The sequence below is a fragment of the Mangrovimonas aestuarii genome (assembly GCF_028767185.1).
In the GTDB taxonomy this organism is placed as follows: domain Bacteria; phylum Bacteroidota; class Bacteroidia; order Flavobacteriales; family Flavobacteriaceae; genus Mangrovimonas_B; species Mangrovimonas_B aestuarii.
On the sequence record NZ_JARACK010000002.1, the window covers coordinates 171,356 to 190,811 of the forward strand.

Annotated in this window: 16 protein-coding genes; 7 read left to right on the forward strand and 9 right to left on the reverse strand. The window is 37.5% G+C overall.

The genetic code is table 11. The features are described 5' to 3' along the window. Nucleotides 1–48: 48 nt before the first annotated feature. The 5 genes from PWU04_RS03540 to clpB all read right to left on the reverse strand — a co-directional run bounded on the left by PWU04_RS03540 (nt 49) and on the right by clpB (nt 7,270). Entirely contained in the window at nt 49–2,529 is a 2,481-nt protein-coding gene (locus PWU04_RS03540) for a DUF5686 and carboxypeptidase regulatory-like domain-containing protein (RefSeq protein ID WP_274474435.1), read from the reverse strand. A 68-nt stretch (nt 2,530–2,597) separates the two neighbouring features. Further along, the gene (gene smpB / locus PWU04_RS03545) at nt 2,598–3,056 is read right to left on the reverse strand and encodes an SsrA-binding protein SmpB (RefSeq protein ID WP_274474672.1); all 459 of its coding nucleotides are present in this window, start codon (nt 3,054–3,056) and stop codon (nt 2,598–2,600) included. Nucleotides 3,057–3,142: 86 nt separating this feature from the next. Continuing rightward, a complete protein-coding gene (gene deoD, locus PWU04_RS03550; protein ID WP_274474436.1) occupies nt 3,143–3,850 on the reverse strand; it encodes a purine-nucleoside phosphorylase in 708 nt (235 codons plus the stop codon). Between the two features lie 10 nt (nt 3,851–3,860). After that, nucleotides 3,861–4,523 carry a deoxyribose-phosphate aldolase gene (gene deoC, locus PWU04_RS03555; RefSeq protein WP_274474437.1) on the reverse strand — a complete coding sequence of 221 codons (663 nt, stop codon included), beginning with the start codon at nt 4,521–4,523 and terminating at the stop codon, nt 3,861–3,863. 140 nt (nt 4,524–4,663) lie between these two features. Beyond that, nucleotides 4,664–7,270, reverse strand: a complete 2,607-nt coding sequence (clpB, locus tag PWU04_RS03560) for an ATP-dependent chaperone ClpB (RefSeq protein WP_274474438.1) — start codon at nt 7,268–7,270, stop codon at nt 4,664–4,666. A gap of 157 nt (nt 7,271–7,427) precedes the next feature. On the opposite strand from clpB, the gene ytxJ reads away from it, so the two are divergent. After that, nucleotides 7,428–7,817 carry a bacillithiol system redox-active protein YtxJ gene (ytxJ, locus tag PWU04_RS03565; RefSeq protein WP_274474439.1) on the forward strand — a complete coding sequence of 130 codons (390 nt, stop codon included), beginning with the start codon at nt 7,428–7,430 and terminating at the stop codon, nt 7,815–7,817. 49 nt (nt 7,818–7,866) lie between these two features. On the opposite strand, the gene PWU04_RS03570 is transcribed toward ytxJ, so the two are convergent. Next, the gene (locus PWU04_RS03570) at nt 7,867–9,048 is read right to left on the reverse strand and encodes a hypothetical protein (protein ID WP_274474440.1); all 1,182 of its coding nucleotides are present in this window, start codon (nt 9,046–9,048) and stop codon (nt 7,867–7,869) included. A gap of 119 nt (nt 9,049–9,167) precedes the next feature. Beyond that, a complete protein-coding gene (fahA, locus tag PWU04_RS03575) occupies nt 9,168–10,454 on the reverse strand; it encodes a fumarylacetoacetase (protein WP_274474441.1) in 1,287 nt (428 codons plus the stop codon). Nucleotides 10,455–10,565: 111 nt separating this feature from the next. Here fahA and glyA point away from each other — a divergent pair, with 111 nt between their 5' ends. From glyA to PWU04_RS03590, 3 genes are all read left to right on the forward strand, one after another. Further along, the gene (gene glyA / locus PWU04_RS03580) at nt 10,566–11,837 is read left to right on the forward strand and encodes a serine hydroxymethyltransferase (protein WP_274474442.1); all 1,272 of its coding nucleotides are present in this window, start codon (nt 10,566–10,568) and stop codon (nt 11,835–11,837) included. 162 nt (nt 11,838–11,999) lie between these two features. After that, nucleotides 12,000–12,764, forward strand: a complete 765-nt coding sequence (locus tag PWU04_RS03585) for a cyclase family protein (RefSeq protein WP_274474443.1) — start codon at nt 12,000–12,002, stop codon at nt 12,762–12,764. Between the two features lie 148 nt (nt 12,765–12,912). Next, nucleotides 12,913–14,115 (forward strand): outer membrane beta-barrel protein, encoded by a 1,203-nt coding sequence (locus tag PWU04_RS03590; RefSeq protein ID WP_274474444.1) that lies wholly within the window; start codon nt 12,913–12,915, stop codon nt 14,113–14,115. Nucleotides 14,116–14,192: 77 nt separating this feature from the next. Here the strand turns inward: PWU04_RS03590 and PWU04_RS03595 are convergent, their stop codons facing one another. Further along, nucleotides 14,193–14,783: an acyl carrier protein phosphodiesterase gene (locus PWU04_RS03595; RefSeq protein WP_274474445.1), complete on the reverse strand. Its 591-nt coding sequence runs from the start codon at nt 14,781–14,783 to the stop codon at nt 14,193–14,195. Nucleotides 14,784–14,856: 73 nt separating this feature from the next. Between PWU04_RS03595 and glmM the strand changes: the two genes are divergently transcribed. Next, the gene (glmM, locus tag PWU04_RS03600) at nt 14,857–16,245 is read left to right on the forward strand and encodes a phosphoglucosamine mutase (protein ID WP_274474446.1); all 1,389 of its coding nucleotides are present in this window, start codon (nt 14,857–14,859) and stop codon (nt 16,243–16,245) included. Between the two features lie 32 nt (nt 16,246–16,277). Continuing rightward, nucleotides 16,278–17,777: an aminotransferase class V-fold PLP-dependent enzyme gene (locus PWU04_RS03605; protein WP_274474447.1), complete on the forward strand. Its 1,500-nt coding sequence runs from the start codon at nt 16,278–16,280 to the stop codon at nt 17,775–17,777. Between the two features lie 52 nt (nt 17,778–17,829). Here the strand turns inward: PWU04_RS03605 and PWU04_RS03610 are convergent, their stop codons facing one another. Continuing rightward, nucleotides 17,830–18,720, reverse strand: coding sequence for a lysophospholipid acyltransferase family protein (locus PWU04_RS03610; protein WP_274474448.1), 891 nt, complete (start codon nt 18,718–18,720; stop codon nt 17,830–17,832). 59 nt (nt 18,721–18,779) lie between these two features. Between PWU04_RS03610 and PWU04_RS03615 the strand changes: the two genes are divergently transcribed. Then, complete coding sequence (locus PWU04_RS03615) at nt 18,780–19,427, forward strand: rhomboid family intramembrane serine protease (RefSeq protein ID WP_274474449.1); 648 nt, start codon at nt 18,780–18,782, stop codon at nt 19,425–19,427. Nucleotides 19,428–19,456 lie beyond the last annotated feature (29 nt).

Genomic DNA, 19,456 nt, shown 5'->3' on the forward strand with positions numbered 1-19,456 from the left:
AACTTCATTTTAGTCGTTAATATAGTCTTAAAAAGTTAAATAGGGTATCTAGTTGATAATATTCAAAAATTTCAGCCCAAAAATAATAGCATCGTTTTTATACCCGCTTTGGTAGGATCTAACATAGTCCAGTCTTAAGAATCTAAATTTGCCTAAACCTACATTATTCAGTCCTACCGTAAACTCGTAATAAGGATTGTAACTTTCTGAAGATAAAGCGTGGGCGCCGATTACCAAATTGTAGTTTAGTTGGTTTAATAGTGGAATCTTATTCATAATGTATCCTTTGAAATTATGTTCAAGATGGGCTTCAAAGTAAGATTTGTTTGTGCTTAGGCTATAGTAGGGTAAATTGTTGAATACGTTATTGTAGCTATCTGCTGTACCGATATGTGTTTGGTTTCCGTTAAAGTGTTGGTAGTCCATAAAGGCAATATCGTCAGCGTTGAAAAAGGTTCCGGTTCTAAGATTGTAGCTTAGTTGTCCTTTATTTCCTGTATTTAGGTTTTGTTTAAGTATTATTTTCAATTGGTCGAAATTATAGGAAGTATTAGATGCAGCAAATCCTTTTTCGTACCCTAGATAAAGAGTGGGATATTTTTCGTTTTGAATGTTGAACTTACCGTCTGGGTAACTCATGTATTTTTGCCCGAAATTGATCTGAGCCAGTAAATGGAGTTTAAATAAGTTATGGGTTGAAAACGGAGCGGTTCCATAGGCTGTAGGGTCTAGAGGGTTGTTACTTGTGTAAGTGTCATCATTTTCATTTATAAAGGTGTAATCTGTTGTGTTGAATAATGGTTTTCTGCGTTGATAGTTAAGGCTTGCAAGACCTCTTAAGCCGTTAAATATTTCTTGGGAATATCTGGCCTCAACAAAACTTTTATCGTAAAGTTTCATATAGTTGTCCTCAAAAAACAATGAGCTTACAGCATTTATTAAAGGGGAGATAGGAGGGCTAGAGTTAAATTGTTCGACGGTAACTCCGCCAGAAAGGATCAGGTAAGGTTTTGTGATGTTGTTGAATTTATAAGTGTATTGCAGGTTTCCCCTTAATCGCCTATCGCTAAAACCATAATTCAATTTTGCGTTTATTCTGTAAAATTTGTTGAAATCATCAATGTTTTTTCTGAAGTGAGCATTAACCGAAGTATTGAATCCTTGAACTGTGTTGAAGCTTAAATCAGATAAAAGTGAGCTATAGCCAAGGTTCCATTTTTTGTGAGAATTGTTGTAGCTGTAGCCAAAAAGGATATCGCCTATCTTGAATTTGTTGTTCTTAGCGTCTATAGAATCTAGATAGGTTTTTGATTGACGAACAGTTTGTATACTGTCTTTTTTTGTGTAATCGGTACTTTCTTCTATAGTTAATGGAATGGGACGAATACTTTCCCAGTATAGAGAATCTTTTTTATTGGCTTCGTTTTCAAAGGATAAAACTTCATTGGTAAAGCTCTTTTTGGTGAATTCAGGGGCAAAGTTATAGTCACTATAAACAGCTATAAACCGTCCTTCACCGGTAATACCAAACATGCCATAAGAGAACTCAATGGTTTGGGATATTTTTGCCCAAAGGTTATACTTTTTTGAATAGGTGTAGCTCTGTTTAATACTAATACTGTTTGCGGCCGAAATCTGTGCTTGTTCTCCTGTAACAGTAAGTTCCAGACCATAAAAGGCCCAATCGTCTTCTATAATGTAAACATAACCTTCAAAAGTTCTGTCTTTTTTGCGTTTTGGTGATACTTTTATTTTGTTGATTAAATGTCCTTTATCATCGTAAAAAACTCCTTCTAAAGAATATCGGTAGTAACTAAAGGCGTAATCAGCTATTGGTGATACAATCTGACTACCGAGTTCAATCGTGTTGTTGTAAAAGTTAAAATCAGCACTTCCTGCGCTGTTAAAGCTAAATCCGTTATCATCACCACTAATTTTTGATGCAGTGATATGTTCTTTAAGGGGTAGGGGGTGTTTGTATTCTATATCTGAAATGGTTTCTGATAGATAAATAATTCCGCTTCGGGTTGAATCTAAGTTACCATCCAAATCGCCTATTTCCTGACCCATAAATTTTTCGGGAACATCTTTAATTTTTATAAGTCCACGGCTATAAAAATGAGCTTTGTAAGCATTGATTTTATCCAGAATGTTTTTCCTGTTGGCAATAGCTTTACGGATTATAGTGTTTGCAGGGTTGTCTTCTGAATTAATAACAACTTCCTTTAAACTGATATCTTCTTCTCCCATCTCGGCATTCAATGAAAAAGGAAATGCAGTTACCGTAATTTGTTTCTTTAAGGTTTTGTATCCTAAGTATTGAAATACTACAGTATATTCTCCTGTTTTGTTTAGGTTGAGTTCATATAGCCCATGTTCGTTGCTTGTGGTTCCTATGAAGGTGTTCTCAATATATATGTTTACAAACGGTAGTGGGGTATTGTTGTTAGAAGCGACTTTTCCGGTTATTTGTGCAGAAGCAAATAAAGAGCTTAAGAAAATTAGGGGTAGAAGTAAAGCTTTATACATGTTTGGTTGGTTTGTTGCACCAAACATAAATAAAAGAAACCTTACAATTGGTTAGAGGTTTCTTAAAGTTACCTAAAACTTTTTTTTATGCGATCTAAGCTTCGTTTGTTGTCTCTATCCTTGATGGTTTCTCGCTTATCGTATATTTTTTTACCTTTTGCTAGAGCGATATCCATTTTGGCGTAACCATTTTCGTTGATAAATAACCTTAAAGGGACTATGGTGAGTCCAACATTTTGAACCTCCTTTATAAGTTTTTTAAGTTCTTTTTTGTTTAGGAGTAGTTTTCTTTCGGCCTTAGGACGGTGGTTGTAATGCGTGCCATACTTGTACTCTTCAATAGTCATATTGATTACAAAAAGTTCTCCTTTATCGTTAAACTCGCAAAAACTTTCTGCGATAGAGGCTTTGCTTTGTCTTATGGATTTTATTTCTGTACCGGTTAAAACAATGCCAGCGGTATATTTGTCTAAGATCTCGTATAGGAACTTGGCCTTTTTGTTTTGTATGTTGATGGTTTTTTGCATGGTTGCCAAAGGTAACTAATTTAACAGTAAACAAACAAAAATTGTATGTAATTGAAAAGAGGCATGTGTATCCTTTTTATTGGTTCTTAAACCTGTGAGGCAACATCCAGGGCTATGCTAATCATATCCTTAAACGCTGTCTCTCGGGCCTTGCTTTCCATGCGTTCTCCAGTTACTAAAGAGTCGGAAATGGTAAGGAGGCTAAGAGCTTTTACTTTGTATTTAGCAGCTACAGTATATAATCCTGCAGTTTCCATTTCCACACAGAGCACTCCGTATTTAGACCAGGCTTTGTATGCTTCCCGATTATCGGCGTAGAATTCATCGCATGTCAATACGTTTCCTGCTTTTAAGGAAATGCCTTTGTTTTCTGCTGAAATGACTGCTTTTTTGAATAACTCGAAATTCGCTGTTGCAGCAAAATCGGCACCCCCAAAGCGTAGTTCATTGATTCCTGAAGTTGACGAGGCTGCCATGGCAATTACGATATCCATGATTTTGATGTCGGGTTGATAGGAGCCTGCGCTTCCGACACGTATTAGGTTTTTTACGCCAAACTCACGGATCAGTTCATGGGTGTAAATTGAAATACTAGGAATTCCCATGCCTGTGCCCATAACCGATAGACGTGCTCCTTTGTAGTGACCTGTATAGCCCAGCATGCCACGCAATTTGTTGAAACATTTAGGGGATTCCATATAATGTTCGGCAATCCATTTGGCTCGCAAAGGGTCGCCTGGTAGGAGTATGGTATCGGTAATATCGCCCTGTTTTGCTTCTATATGAACGCTCATGGTGTCGGGTTTAGGATGTGGTTTTGGAAGATAAGCCTTCAATGATTGCTATTCCGGATGATGTTCCTAGCCGGTCAGCGCCATGGTTAATAAAAGCTAATGCTGTGTTTGTATCCTTGATACCTCCGGAGGCCTTTAATTTAATGCAGTTTTTGGCAACGCTTGTCATTACTTTAAGGTCATTAAGGGTGGCGCCTCTTGGTCCAAAACCGGTTGATGTTTTAATGAAGTCGGCACCACTGTTTATGGCTAGTTCGCTGGCTTTAATGATTTCCAGATCGGAGAGGTAACAGGTTTCCAGAATAACCTTTAGTGTGTTATGTGGCATTACTTTTTTTACCGCTTCAATATCCATCCAAACTCCGTCGAAATCCATGCTTTTTAAAAGTCCGATATTCATTACCATATCTATTTCGTCAGCCCCATCTTGCAGTGCTTGTTGGGCTTCTTTAACTTTCGAAGCTGTATTGCTTGCTCCCAGTGGAAACCCTATAACGGTACAAATTTTAATATCACTATCCTTTAATTGGGATTTAGCTAAAGTTACATAGCAACTATTAACGCAAACGGAATGAAATCCATATGTTTTAGCTTCCTCACAAAGTTTGATGATATCGCTAAATGTTGCTGTTGGTGTTAATAACGTGTGGTCTATGTATTGGTTGAGATGCATGTTTTAAATCTAAGGTTTACTTAAAGTTACAACAATGATTGATATCATAAAAAAAAAGCAACGCTATCTTTACATTAAAGAATTGCGTTGCTTTTCAAACTAACCAACCAAAAATTAAGATTTTGTTATATAACGGAATTTCAAAGTTTTTCTTGTACTTCCTTTTCTTGATTTCTAAATACCAGTTCATTGTCAAAGGCATCTAAAAGAATAATACTGTCGGTTGTTACTTTACCGCTAAGTATTTCTTTACTTAAAGCATTAAGGACTTCTTTTTGAATAACCCGTTTTACTGGTCTGGCTCCGTACTCAGGGTTATATCCTTTTTCTGCTAGATACTCAATGGCTTGTTGGGTGGCATCAAAGGTTATGCCTTGTTGGGCAATCATTTTGGCTACACCCTTCAGCTGAATTTTTACGATATCTAAAATGTTCTTTTTGCTTAAAGGTGTAAACATTATGGTTTCATCTATTCTGTTTAAGAATTCTGGACGAACACTTTGCTTTAACAGTGCTAATACTTCCACTTTAGCACCTTCTATGGCTGAATTAATATCTTTTGTTGCCTCAAAGCGTTCTTGGATGATTTGACTTCCTATATTTGATGTCATGATGATAATCGTGTTTTTGAAATCGGCTACACGTCCTTTATTGTCTGTTAATCGACCTTCGTCCAATACTTGTAATAGTATGTTGAAAGTGTCTGGGTGTGCCTTTTCAATTTCATCCAATAGCACTACCGAGTAAGGTTTGCGTCTTACCGCTTCGGTAAGCTGACCGCCTTCATCATAACCTACATACCCTGGAGGGGCACCTACCAATCGGCTAACAGCGTGGCGTTCTTGGTACTCACTCATATCGATACGGGTTATTGCGTTTTCGTCATCGAACAGGTATTCTGCCAAAGCTTTTGCTAACTCGGTTTTACCAACACCTGTAGTTCCCAGAAACAAAAATGTACCTATAGGCTTTTGAGGGTTTTGAAGCCCTGCACGGCTACGTCTTACGGCATCACTAACCGCTTGAATGGCTTCTTCTTGCCCAACCACTCGTTTGTGTAGTTCGTCTTCAAGTTTTAAAAGTTTTTCACGTTCGCTTTGAATCATCTTAGTTACAGGAATGCCTGTCCATTTGGCAACCACTTCAGCAATGTCTTCATAGGTGACTTCTTCTTTAATTAATGAGTTTTCCTGTTGTTCTTGAAGTTGGTTTTGATACACTTCAAGTTGCTCTTGAGCATTTTTTATTTTACCATATCTTATTTCTGCAACTTTACCGTAATCTCCATCACGTTCGGCACGCTCGGCTTCCAGTTTAAAGTTCTCAATATCCGATTTTGTATTTTGAATATTATCTACCAGTTCCTTTTCGCTTTTCCATTTGGCGTTAATCTCATTGCGTTCTTCTTTGAGGTTTGCCAAATCACTTCTCAGAGCTTGCAGTTTGGTTTCGTCTTTTTCACGCTTAATGGCCTCGATCTCGATTTCCAACTGCATTATCTTACGATCCAGCACATCCAGTTCTTCTGGTTTAGAGTTAATTTCCATGCGTAGCTTAGAGGCTGCTTCGTCCATTAAGTCAATGGCTTTGTCGGGTAAAAAGCGGTTAGTAATGTAGCGGTTGGATAATTCCACAGCTCCAATAATCGCTTCGTCTTTAATACGTACTTTGTGATGTGTTTCATATTTTTCCTTAATACCGCGTAGAATTGAGATAGCACTTTCTGTGTCAGGCTCGTCTACCATTACTTTTTGGAAACGACGCTCTAAGGCTTTATCTTTTTCGAAATATTTTTGGTACTCATCTAAAGTAGTTGCACCAATAGCCCTTAATTCACCACGCGCTAAAGCTGGTTTAAGAATGTTCGCGGCATCCATAGCGCCCTGACCCCCACCGGCACCAACCAATGTATGAATCTCATCGATGAACATGACGATGTCTCCTTCGCTATCTGTCACTTCCTTGATCACAGCTTTAAGGCGCTCTTCAAATTCCCCTTTATATTTAGCGCCAGCTATAAGGGCACCCATATCCAATGCGAAAATTTGTTTGTCCTTCAGGTTTTCTGGTATATCGCCATCAACAATTCTATGGGCTAAACCTTCTGCAATTGCTGTTTTACCAGTGCCTGGTTCACCGACCAAAATTGGGTTGTTTTTGGTTCGTCGAGAAAGAATCTGAAGAATCCGTCTTATTTCTTCATCGCGCCCAATTACAGGGTCTAACTTCCCGTCGCGAGCCAATTGGTTTAGGTTTTTGGCGTATTTGTTCAGGGCGTTGTAAGTTTCCTCTTGACTTTGAGAGGTTACACGTTCTCCTTTACGTATTTCTGTAATTGCAGCTTCAAGAGCTTTTTCGGTGACACCTTGATCCTTTAGCATTTGAGCAATCTTGCTTTTCGATTTGAAGATGGCTAAGATTAAATGTTCAATGGAGATGAAATCGTCTTTCATCTTTTTGGCAAAGATGGCAGCTTCATTAAGTGTTTTTCCCAGTTCTCGAGATAGCATTATTTCGCCTCCCGAAACCTTAGGGTAGCTCTCTAATTGTTTATCTAAAGCTTGTTGTAAAACAGAGATGTTTACATTTAGCTTTTTAAGTATAAACGGTAATACGTTTTCATCAACTTCGAAAATAGCTTTAAAAAGATGCTCATTTTCTATTTGTTGATGACCGAAACCTTGTGCAATCTGTTGGGAGAGTTGCACGGCTTCTTGTGATTTGATGGTATAATTGTTAAGGTTCATATGTTTAAAATCGTTTTCTTAGTTTTGTAGCCTTAAGTCAATAACCTTTCCAATCAGAATTAACTGACTAATTGTCTTGTTTTTCTGATTTTAAACTGTCGTTTAGTCAGTATTAAGTTTTGAGTTGGAGATAACGAAGGAAATATTATAATAGAAGATGGGACTGTTAGAAAAACTGTTTAAAGATACTAAAGCAACAGAAGAAAAGAAAACGCTTTTATGGATTCCCCTGATACAAGAGTCTCAATTAAAGCGTATTAGTGATGCGTCGTTTAAAAAGCCACAATTGTTATTCAAACATTCAACACGTTGCGGAATTAGCCGAATGGTATTAAACCAGTTTGAGCGTGAAAATATAGGTCATGATATGAATTATGATATGTATTTTTTGGATTTATTGAACTACAGAGGGATTTCTCAAGAAATTGTTACTCAATTTAGTGTGGTACATGAATCACCTCAGATGTTGGTGATAAAGAATGGTGAAGTAGTTTCTGATGCATCACATGGGGCAATTAATGAAGTGGACCTGGCTAAGTTTATCTAGTAATGATAAATAGTAATAAACAAAAAGGCTTCCATTTGGAAGCCTTTTATTATATCTGAGGTGAAAAACTTTTTATAATTTGTTTAAGTCGTAATTTCAGATTTTCCCCTGTGTCGTAAACCATTTGCTCGTTTGAAGGGAATGGAACGGGCCTGCCATTAATAAGTCTGCGATCTTCATCAGTGAGGGCTCTAGAGTCTCCTTGATAACTAGCGTATATATTCTCGAAGATAAATTCGCTTGCTAAAGGAAAGTTGTCCAAAGGCTGTCGAGATTTCAAGTCTTGATAAATTACTCTACCTTTAACTTGAGAGGATTTAAATTGGCTAACTTCAATAATGTTGCATTGTACGCGTACAATTTTATCAATCTTAATATCATTTCCAAGACTGTCCTTAACTACGTTTCCGTTCCTGTCCAATAAGTATTCCCAACCATCAACTACTTCTTTTTCTCTATTGTAGGAGCGCTCGCGAATTTGCTCAGGAGATATGTTGATGTTCTTAAGTTGAAGTTCCATGCTATAGTCGTAGTCAACATCAGAAGACGGCTGCGCATGATAAGCGGTCCAGAAGTCGTTGAGATTATAGGTGTTCATATTCAACAGATCCTGCTCTAAACGTTTAGGGATAACTTGCTGAGTTTGATTGCTTACAGAAACAATTACAAAGTTAGTACCTAAGAAATGTGCCTCTTGCATAAGTTGCTTAACATCTTTATAATTAGGATTGATTCTCTGAATATAATTGAAGGTATTGTATGCTTCACGACTATCGAACTTGCTGTTACTGTTCAGCAATTCTAGGCCTTTATTGTAAAGGTAGTTGGAGGCTTCGTTTTTAGCTTGAACGATTTGAGATGTGTAGTCGTTAAATTCAAACTTAACCATTCTGCCATTAACGTAAAGCGGAAGCAATGGTTTTATGGCTTCTTGACGTGCGTTTAAATCGGCATAGATTTCAAAAATAGATTTGTAAAATTCTGGATTACCGTCCTGTTTAAGCTGATTTATTCTATTAAGGTCACGATTTGTTGCTTTTTTGTAAGCCGCTTGAAGCATTACAATAAAGTCTTCTTTACTTTTTTTGTCCTTGTTAGTTGCCAGTTTTTTTAGAGCAGTACTAATGGCATGATCATAATTACCGCTGTTAAGGGCTTTTTCCATTTGCTTTCGGCTGCTGCATGATATTGCCATTACTATCAGAGCAACTAAGAGTAGCATTCGTTTCATAAGCTAAGGTTTTTTAGGGTTGGTTTTGTCTAAGGTTCAAATTTGGTGCCAAACAGAACAAACCCTTAACACGAGAGGTGTTAAGGGCTGTAGAATTATCGGTTAGATTTTAAAATCAATTATTTTTTAGGCTGATATACAGGTAAAAGCTGAGTTCTTACTTCACCAAAACCAATGCGAGTACCATCATTTTCACAATAACCACGCATAATTACAGTGTCGTAATCGTTTATAAACTTACGCTCAGAGCCATCTTTCATTTTAAGAGGCTTGCTTCCTCTCCAAGTTAACTCTAACATAGATCCATAAGAATCTGGTGTTGGCCCGGAAATGGTACCACTACCCATAAGGTCGCCTGAGTTTACAGGGCAACCGTTTACTGTGTGGTGTGCCAATTGTTGGGCCATATTCCAGTACATGTACTTGAAGTTAGAACGACAGATTACGGTTTCTTTAGCTTTTTCTGGTTGAAGGGAAACCTCTAGGTTAATGTCGAAACTCTTTTTTCCTTTGTATTGTAAATATGGTAATTGTTCTTTGATAGGTTTTGGTCCATCTACTCTATATGGTTCCAAGGCATCTAAAGTCACAATCCATGGAGACATTGAAGATGCAAAGTTTTTCGCTAAGAAAGGCCCTAGTGGAACATACTCCCATTTTTGGATATCACGAGCACTCCAGTCGTTGAACAATACCAATCCGAAGATATATTCTTCAGCTTCATCTACAGGTATTGGTTCACCAAGATCGTTAGCATCGGTAGTGATAAAAGCCATTTCCAATTCAAAGTCTACCAGTTTAGATGGTCCGAATACAGGGACGTCAGAATCGGCAGGAAGTGTTTGTCCTTGTGGACGATGAACAGGAATTCCCGATGGAATAATAGACGAGCTACGTCCGTGGTATCCAACCGGTATGTGCAACCAGTTTGGTAATAATGCGTTGTTTGGGTCGCGGAACATAGTTCCTACGTTGGTAGCGTGCTCCATGCTTGAGTAAAAGTCGGTATAGTCCCCAACTTGTACTGGCAATTGCATTTCAATTTCGTCCAAACGGAACAGGACGATATCTTTATGTTGTTTGTTGTCTTTTAATTCTGGGTTCTCAGCATCGAAAATCTCTGCGATACGGTTTCTTACAGCTCTCCATGTTTTACGACCATCTGCAATAAAATCGTTAAGTGAGTCTTGAAGAAAAATATCGTCAGTTAGAGCGATACCATCAAAATACCCGAGTTGATGCAAGGCGCCCAGATCGATTGCTGTATCTCCTATTCGAGTACCAATGGTAATCACATCGTCGCGAGTAAGGAATACCCCAAACGGAATGTTTTGAATTGGGAAATCGGAGTTTTTGTCTACATGCAACCAGGACTTTCTATCTGGATTGTTTGCTGATATTGGCATAACTTGAGTGTTGATTTAGTATTTGAAAATTATTTTCAAATATATGTTTTTTGTGCTATTTAACTAATCAATTTCCTATTTTTGACGGATATTTAACGATAAACATTTGCTATGCAACGTGACGAACAAATCTTTGAATTAATAGATGCCGAGAAAGACAGACAGTTACACGGTTTAGAGCTTATCGCTTCTGAGAACTTTGTTAGTGATCAGGTGATGGAAGCAGCCGGGTCTGTATTAACCAATAAATATGCTGAAGGCTATCCAGGAAAACGCTACTATGGGGGGTGCGAGGTAGTTGATGAAGTAGAACAGATTGCTATTGACCGAGCCAAGACTTTATTTGGTGCTAGCTGGGCCAATGTACAACCTCACTCTGGAAGCCAGGCTAATACGGCTGTGTTTGCTGCTTGTTTAAAACCCGGAGATACTATTTTAGGCTTCGATCTTTCGCATGGAGGTCACTTAACCCATGGTTCGCCGGTTAACTTTTCAGGAAAGCTTTACAATCCGGTATTCTATGGTGTTGACAAAGAAACTGGTTTGATTGATTATAATCACGTAGCGGAAGTTGCTGAGAAGGAACGTCCGAAGTTGATTATTGCCGGAGCTTCTGCTTACTCGAGGGATATGGATTTTAAGCGATTCAGAGAAATAGCAGATAGTGTAGGAGCATTGTTAATGGCCGATATTTCACATCCAGCGGGATTGATAGCAAAGGGAATTTTAACCGATCCAATCCCACATTGTCACGTAGTAACAACAACTACACATAAAACCTTAAGAGGTCCAAGAGGAGGAATGATTATGATGGGGCAGGATTTTGACAATCCATTTGGATTAAAGTTAAAGAACGGAAACCTTCGAACGATGTCGTCTTTGTTTGATTCTTCAGTGTTCCCAGGAAATCAAGGAGGACCATTAGAGCATATTATCGCAGCAAAGGCAGTTGCTTTTGGAGAAGCCTTGACAGACGATTTTATGTATTATATGCTTCAGGTAAAGAAGAATGCTCAGGCAATGGCAAAGGCATTTGTAGATAGAGGCTATAACATTATCTCTGGAGGAACAGATAACCATATGATGTTAATCGATTTGAGAAATAAGGATATTACTGGGAAGGATGCTGAGCAAGCGCTTGTAAAGGCAGATATTACGGTAAACAAAAATATGGTACCATTTGATGATAAATCGCCATTTGTTACTTCTGGTATTCGTGTTGGTACACCAGCTATTACCACCAGAGGTTTAAAAGAAGATGATATGGAAACTATAGTAGGTCTTATTGATGAGGTTATTACCAATTATCAGGATGAAGACAAACTTGAAGCCATTGCTGGCAAAGTAAACAATATGATGGAAGGTTTACCTTTATTTATGTAATTAATTATTTAACTAAATAACAAAGCGGTCTACTTAAGTGGATCGCTTTTTTTATGTAAAGACTTTTTGAATTTTAACATTGTTGAAATTTTGGCTTTTTAACACTAACAAAAGCTCTAACTTGGTCAATTTTTAAAGGGTTCATAATAGAAAAACAGGAAAATGAAAATAATAGATTTATCAAAACCGATTCAATATAACAAGCAAGATCCGTGGTTTATGCGGGTTAGGATAAAGCACAAATCCCATAAAAAAGCGAAGTGGCTTATCAGATTACTGGGGTTACCCTTTAAGCTGTTTCCTAAAGGTTTTAATGGTTGGGCAGACGATACCATTGAAAAAATGGGTGTACATGCCACCACTCATATCGATGCGCCTTGGCATTACTCACCAACCACTAATGGAAAAAAGTCCAAAACCATTGACGAGGTTCCTTTAGAATGGTGTTTTGGTGAAGGCTTGGTGATTGATATGAAACATAAAGTAGATTTTGACCCGATTACTATATCAGATATTGAAACTTTTCTTAATGAGAATAATTTATCCGTTAAGTCTGGAATGATTGTTTTGATAAAGACCGGCCGTGACAAGCTTAACGGAACTAAGGATTTTCATAAAAAAGGAACAGGAATGAGTGCTGAGGCTACCTCGTGGCTTATCGATAAAGGCATTAAAGTTATGGGGATTGACGCTTGGGGATGGGACTTACCTTTGCCGTATATGATGGAAAAGGCAAAAGAAACCAATAACCCCGAATTATTTTGGGAAGCACATTTAGTTGGGAGAGATAAAGAGTACTGCCATATGGAGCAATTGGTAAATCTTGATGCACTGCCTTATCAAGGGTTTAAAGTTGCTGTTTTCCCATTGAAAATTGTTGGAGCTTCGGCGGCTCCGGCTAGAGTGGTGGCTTTATTGGACGATTAACTGCTAGATTGGTTGACATGAAAATCTCAAATATTTAAGGTTTAGTTATTTGCGAAATTGTAAGAGAAATATCTATAGAAAGGATAGGTTGTAAAAGGGTGTTGTGCTATTTTCGCACGCTAAACTAACAAAACATCCAGCGATTATAATGAAATCTTTTTTTTCAATACTTTTTATCTTCTTTTCTTTTATTAGTTATTCTCAAATCACCTTTCAAGAGGGGTATTTGGTAACTAAAAAAGGTGAAAAGATAGAATGTTTAATTCAGAATAATAAGTGGTTATATAGCCCTGATAATATACATTACAAACTTAACGAGACAAGTGAAGTGCTTGAAGCTAATGTTAAGGAGTTTAAGGAGTTTTATATATACAATACAGAGTTTAAGTATGTTCAAGCCACTGTAAAAGTGAATTTAGGACTGCAGAATGAGCATTTGGAGTGGCGTAATGCATTTGTAAAATGTATTTTAAAGGGAGAAGCCTCTTTGTTTGAATTTAGAAGCAGGCAATACTGGTTATTCTATTTAAGAATTGGAAATGGGGATTTTATTCCATTAATGAATAATACAGATGTAGATGGGGAATCTGATATACACAATGTAGGTAGGTTCAAGCAACAGATTTTCAATGCTTTGAAGTGTTCTGGGGTAAAGCTGCAGAACATTAAGAGGCTAAAGTATAACCAAAATGATTTAAAAGATATAGTTGGAGATTATAACGATTGTATTGGAAGCAAATATGAAATTTTTGAAACTGAAAGAGCAAAGGGCAAATACTATGTTTCAGCTTTCGCAGGAGGGTCATTGTTCTCTTTTGGAAATGAGGATGTTTCTATGGGTAATCAAAAGGTTTCTATGGCTTCTAGTGCTACCATTACTATTGGAGGTGAATTGGAATACCGTTTCCCTATCCCAAGGAATAAGTGGGCCGCCTTTGGTAGGGTCAATTTTTCAAAATTGACAGCTAATGGTAGATACTCAAACATGACGAGTGATAATCGTGGAGAATATTTTAAATTCAATACAGAATTCAACACTGTTAATATTCCAATCGGAGGAAGATATTATGCCTTTATCAATGGTAAAAATTCAGTTTTTTTTGATGCAGGGTTGTCCTATGGAATATTATTACAGTCTTCTATCAATCTTGAATTCGCCACTGCAATGAATGATATTTTATTAGAGGTTTCAGAATTTGAAAACAGTTTAGGGTATTGCTTAGGTGTTGGTTACAAATTCGATAAGAGAATTGGGGCACGTGTTCAAATAGTCAGTAACCGGTTTTTACAAATTCGAGATATGAAAGGTGCTAGTAACTTAATAACATTTAGTTTAGAGTACTCGATTTGATTCTATTATAAGTATGTTGATTTTTAAAAGGAATTTATAGATTTCAAAATGTAAAAGTGCACTTTAAAAGATTAAACTTACAAAACGATTCTATCTGATGTAGTTTTTGAAAACTCCCTTAATTCCTCAAAAAAATCAGTGAATTCTGTTTCAAAATCGCTGTAATAGGTTTTTAGTTCGTACACGGCCAAATCCATTTTAGAGCGGTTTTGAGTACGGCGGTTCATCCCCTTTAAAACTGTACCAATTCCATCAATAGTAGCGTAACTAACAAGCCAGTTATCAGCTATCATATAGGGCATAAGGTGTTTTGTTCGATCTGTCAATAACTCGTAATGCCTTTCCAAGGAATTGTAAAAACGCTCTGCATATTCCTCTAATGGTGTTGAGCAATATGAGCTCCAATTTTTGGCTAAAAAATGGTCATACAGAATATCTACAATAACTCCGGAATAATGCCCATAGGGTTCATGTAAACGTTTGGTACTTAGCCTGACTGTTGGATGTTGATCTGTAAAGGTGTCAATCTCCCTATGCAGCAATATGCCTTTTTGTATATCCTTTGGATGGTTTTTATAGGATTTCCCTTTTACACTGTCTGCCATAAAATTACCGATACGAACCAATTCGTTGTTTCCGGAAAGATAAATATGCGCGAGAAAATTCATAAGTGGAATTTACAAATTCATAATTTAAGTTTCGAGATACGAGTAGTATATTTGTGGAAATTCAAGAAACACTATGACACTTATAAAATCCATTTCAGGAATTCGAGGAACCATTGGAGGCGCCATTGGTGATAATTTAACCCCAATCGATGCAGTGACTTTTGCAGCGGCTTATGGAACTTGGTTGAAACAACAGCGTGATAAAGACAATTACCGTGTTGTTGTAGGGCGTGATGCTCGCATATCTGGCGAAATGATACAGAATTTGGTAATGAACACTCTGGTAGGTCTAGGTATCCATGTCATCGATTTAGGACTGTCTACTACTCCAACGGTTGAGGTTGCAGTACCAATGGAACATGCAGATGGAGGGATCATCCTAACAGCAAGCCATAACCCCAAACAATGGAACGCTCTGAAGTTGTTGAATGCAAATGGTGAGTTTCTGAGCGCAGATGATGGAGCAACTATTTTAAAGATTGCCGAAGAAAATAATATGACTTTCATTGAGGTGGACAAACTGGGAGAAATATCTATTAACGATGCCTATATCGACATCCATATCGATGAGGTTTTGAAAATGGATTTGGTTAATCCAGATGCTATTAAATCGGCAAAGTTACGCGTGGTAGTCGACGGTGTAAATTCTACTGGAGGAATTGCCGTTCCGCGTTTATTAGAGCGTTTAGGTGTTGATGTTACAGAACTTTACTGTGAGCCTAGCGGACATTTTCCTCATAACCCAGAGCCATTGAAAGAGCATCTTACAGACTTGGCTCAATATGTAGTGAAAGAAGGTGCTGATTTAGGAATTGTAGTCGATCCCGATGTTGATCGTTTGGCCTTTATGGATGAAAAAGGTGAGATGTTTGGAGAGGAGTACACTTTGGTGGCCTGTGCCGATTATGTGTTGGAGAAAGAAAAGGGAAATACCGTAAGTAATATGAGTTCTTCACGCGCCTTAAGGGATGTTACCGAAAAGCACGGAGGCTCGTACCAAGCTAGTGCAGTAGGCGAAGTAAATGTAGTTGAATTGATGAAGGAAACCAATGCGGTTATTGGAGGAGAAGGTAATGGAGGTATTATATACCCAGAATTGCACTACGGTCGTGATGCCCTTGTTGGAATAGCACTGTTCTTAAGTTTGTTAGCCGAGCGAAAAGTTTCTGTAAGTGAACTTAAAGCAAGCTATCCGCAATATTTTATGAGCAAGAAAAAGATAGAACTAACTCCAGGATTGGATGTTGATGGAATCTTGAAGACCATGGAAGAGCGCTATGCTTCAGAGCAGATAACTACTAACGATGGGGTAAAAATAGACTTCCCTGAAAACTGGGTGCATTTGCGCAAAAGTAATACCGAACCAATCATTAGGATATATACCGAGGCTAAAAGCCAAGAAGCAGCCGATGACTTAGCTGTTAAATTTATTGAAGAAATTAAGTCAATAGCAAACATTTAAGTATTTTAGCGGCCCAATAAGAAACTGGAATTATGACGATAAAGGAAGCCACTGTATCAAGACAGTCTCAATTAGAGCAATATTTTAAAACGTTTAGAAAGCATATCGTTGGAGTAAATCAAGAGTTTGACACTCCTTATGGTACCAAGAAAATGGTTTATACCGATTGGACTGCTTCAGGACGTTTGTACCGCCCAATTGAGGAAAAGTTATTAAATGACTTCGGTCCTTTTGTTGCTAATACCCATACGGAAACTACTGCATCTGGTACAGCTATGACTATGGCTTATCACGAAGCTAGACACATTATTAAAAAGCATGTTAACAGTAACCAAGATGATGTGTTAATTGTTGACGGGACTGGTATGACGGGGGTTGTGAATAAATTCCAGCGTATTCTAGGCTTGAAAGTACCAGAAAATTTAAGAGCGTACACCAATGTACCTGACGAATTACGTCCAGTAGTGTTTATCACTCATATGGAGCACCACAGTAACCAAACCTCTTGGTTGGAAACCATTGCTAAGGTAGAAGTGATTCCACCAGCACAAGATGGTTTGTTCTGTATGGAAGAGTTTGAGAAATTATTGGAACAGTATAAAGATTGTCCTTTAAAAATAGCTTCGGTGTCTGGAGGGTCGAATGTAACAGGGCTTGAAACACCATATCACGCTATTGCTAAAAAGATCCATCAGCATGGAGGTGTTTGTTTTGTGGATTTCGCTTGTACCGCACCATATGTAGACATCAATATGCATCCTGAGGATGAAGAAGAAGCGTTAGATGCTATTTTCTTTTCTCCACACAAATTCTTGGGAGGGCCAGCGACATCGGGTGTCTTGTTGTTCAACAAGAAGCTTTACAAGAATATGATTCCAGATTGTCCAGGTGGAGGTACCGTAAGTTGGACCAACCCTTGGGGGGAGCATAAATACATCGATAATATAGAAGATCGTGAAGACGGAGGTACACCTGGTTTCCTTCAAACCATTAAAACTGCTTTATGTATTAAGTTAAAGGAGCAAATGGGAGTAGAGAAGATGTTGAAGCGTGAGCATGAGTTGTTACATCAAGTTTTCAATAGATTGGGTAATGTACCTAATATTAATATTTTGGCGCCACAACACCAAGAGCGTTTGGGGGTAGTATCATTTTACATTGATGATTTGCACTATAATTTGGGTGTTAAATTACTTAACGATCGTTTTGGAATCCAAACAAGAGGAGGGTGTAGTTGTGCTGGAACTTATGGACACTTTTTGTTGCATGTAGATCAGGATTTATCCCGTGAACTAACCTCTGAAATTAGTTTAGGGGAATTGAGCAGAAAACCGGGTTGGATTCGTATGTCTATTCATCCAACTACTACATGTGAAGAAATAGATTTTGTATGCGATAGTATTATTGCATTGGCAGAAAACCATAATGAATGGGCTGATGATTATAGTTATAATAAATCCAATAACGAGTTTATCCACCACAGCTTTAAAAGTCAAGCTAAAACTCAAGTAGAAGCGTGGTTTGAGTTGTAATAGGATAAGTAACTAAAAATAAAAAAAGGGTGGTTTTAAAACCACCCTTTTTTTATTGAAATTCTTTAGGAACTTTATTTCTGTGCTTCCAGCGTTTATGTGTCCATAAATAATATTCTGGAGCTTCGTAAATCTGGGCCTCCACCTTTTTAAGGAACATATCTGTGATTTCGTAATTCTCAAATTCTTTTGGGTTTTCAGCAAGTGTCTCGAAAGTAGTTTCGTAAAAACCGCGTTTTAATCGTTTCACTCTAAAAAATACAACTGACATGTCTATTCGTTTGGCCAACATTTCAGCACCTGTATGTACCGGAACTTTTATGTTCATAAATTCGGTCCAATGAAAAGCTCTATTTGCTTTTGGTGACTGATCGGAAACAAACCCACAAATGGTTAGGTCGCCTTTAGCCCTAGCTCGTAGTAAAGTTGGAATGGTTTCTTTTGTAGTAATAAGGTAACTGTTGTATTTTGCACGGATTCTTTTAACCAAGCGGTCAAAGTACTTGTTTGCTAAACGTTTGTAAACCGCGTAGCCTTTCACTTCAACGTAGGATTGTAAAACAAATATCCATTCCCAACTTCCATAATGGGCGCACATAAGTGCAATATTCTTATCTCGATCTACCAAATCGTTTATAAGCTCGACGTTTTTAAATGTGAAACGCTTTTTCATTTCCTTTTCAGATATGGTTAGTGACTTAATGGCCTCAACTATCATATCACAAAGATGGTGGTAGAACCGAATTGTAATTCTTTTGATTTCCTTTTCGGATTTTTCAGGAAATACTAGTTCAAGATTAGCCCTAACCGTTTTCTTTCTATAGCCAATTATGTAATAAAGAAGGACAAATAAACCATCAGAAAACGCATATAGTAGTCTGAAAGGAAGAATGGAAATAATCCACAAGAGTGGATAAATTAAAAGGTAAGCAATAAATTGCATTATTATGTTTTAGTTTTGCGAGAGCAAATATATAGTATATTTAAAGAAAGTTTTACTTTATGGGTTTACAATTAGTGACGCTTATAATAATAGCTGCCAATGTGATTATTTCGTATAAGGGATTTGGCGATTATGGGTTCTTTGAAAAGTATAAGTTTAATATTAGAGGTATTCGCCGAGGAGAACAAATAAGGATGTTGAGCAGTGGCTTTTTGCATGTCAACACTTCTCATTTACTATTTAATATGCTCACGCTTTACTTTTTTGCAAATATTGTCATACATTTTCTTGGAACTTTTCATTTTCTAATTGTGTATTTGGGAAGTCTGTTAATAGGTAACCTATTGTCTCTTTATTTCCATAAAGATGAATACCATTATAGTGCTGTAGGGGCTAGTGGAGCGGTTACGGGAATTGTTTATTCGGCTATTTTGCTACAGCCAGATATGAGTTTGTACCTCTTTTTTATACCTATTCCAATTCCTGCTTACATATTTGGGATTGGGTATCTGCTGTATTCTATTTACGGGATGAAAAAGCAGTTAGGCAATATAGGTCATGATGCTCATTTTGGGGGAGCTATTGGTGGCTACCTGCTAACCTTATTATTTGCTAGTTGGTTGTTTGAAGAACATTTAATGATGATAATATTGCTGGCTTTGCCAATCTTGTTATTGTTTGTTTTAAGGCGGGTAGGAAAGTTATAAAAAGAAAAGGCTTCGGTACTCCGAAGCCT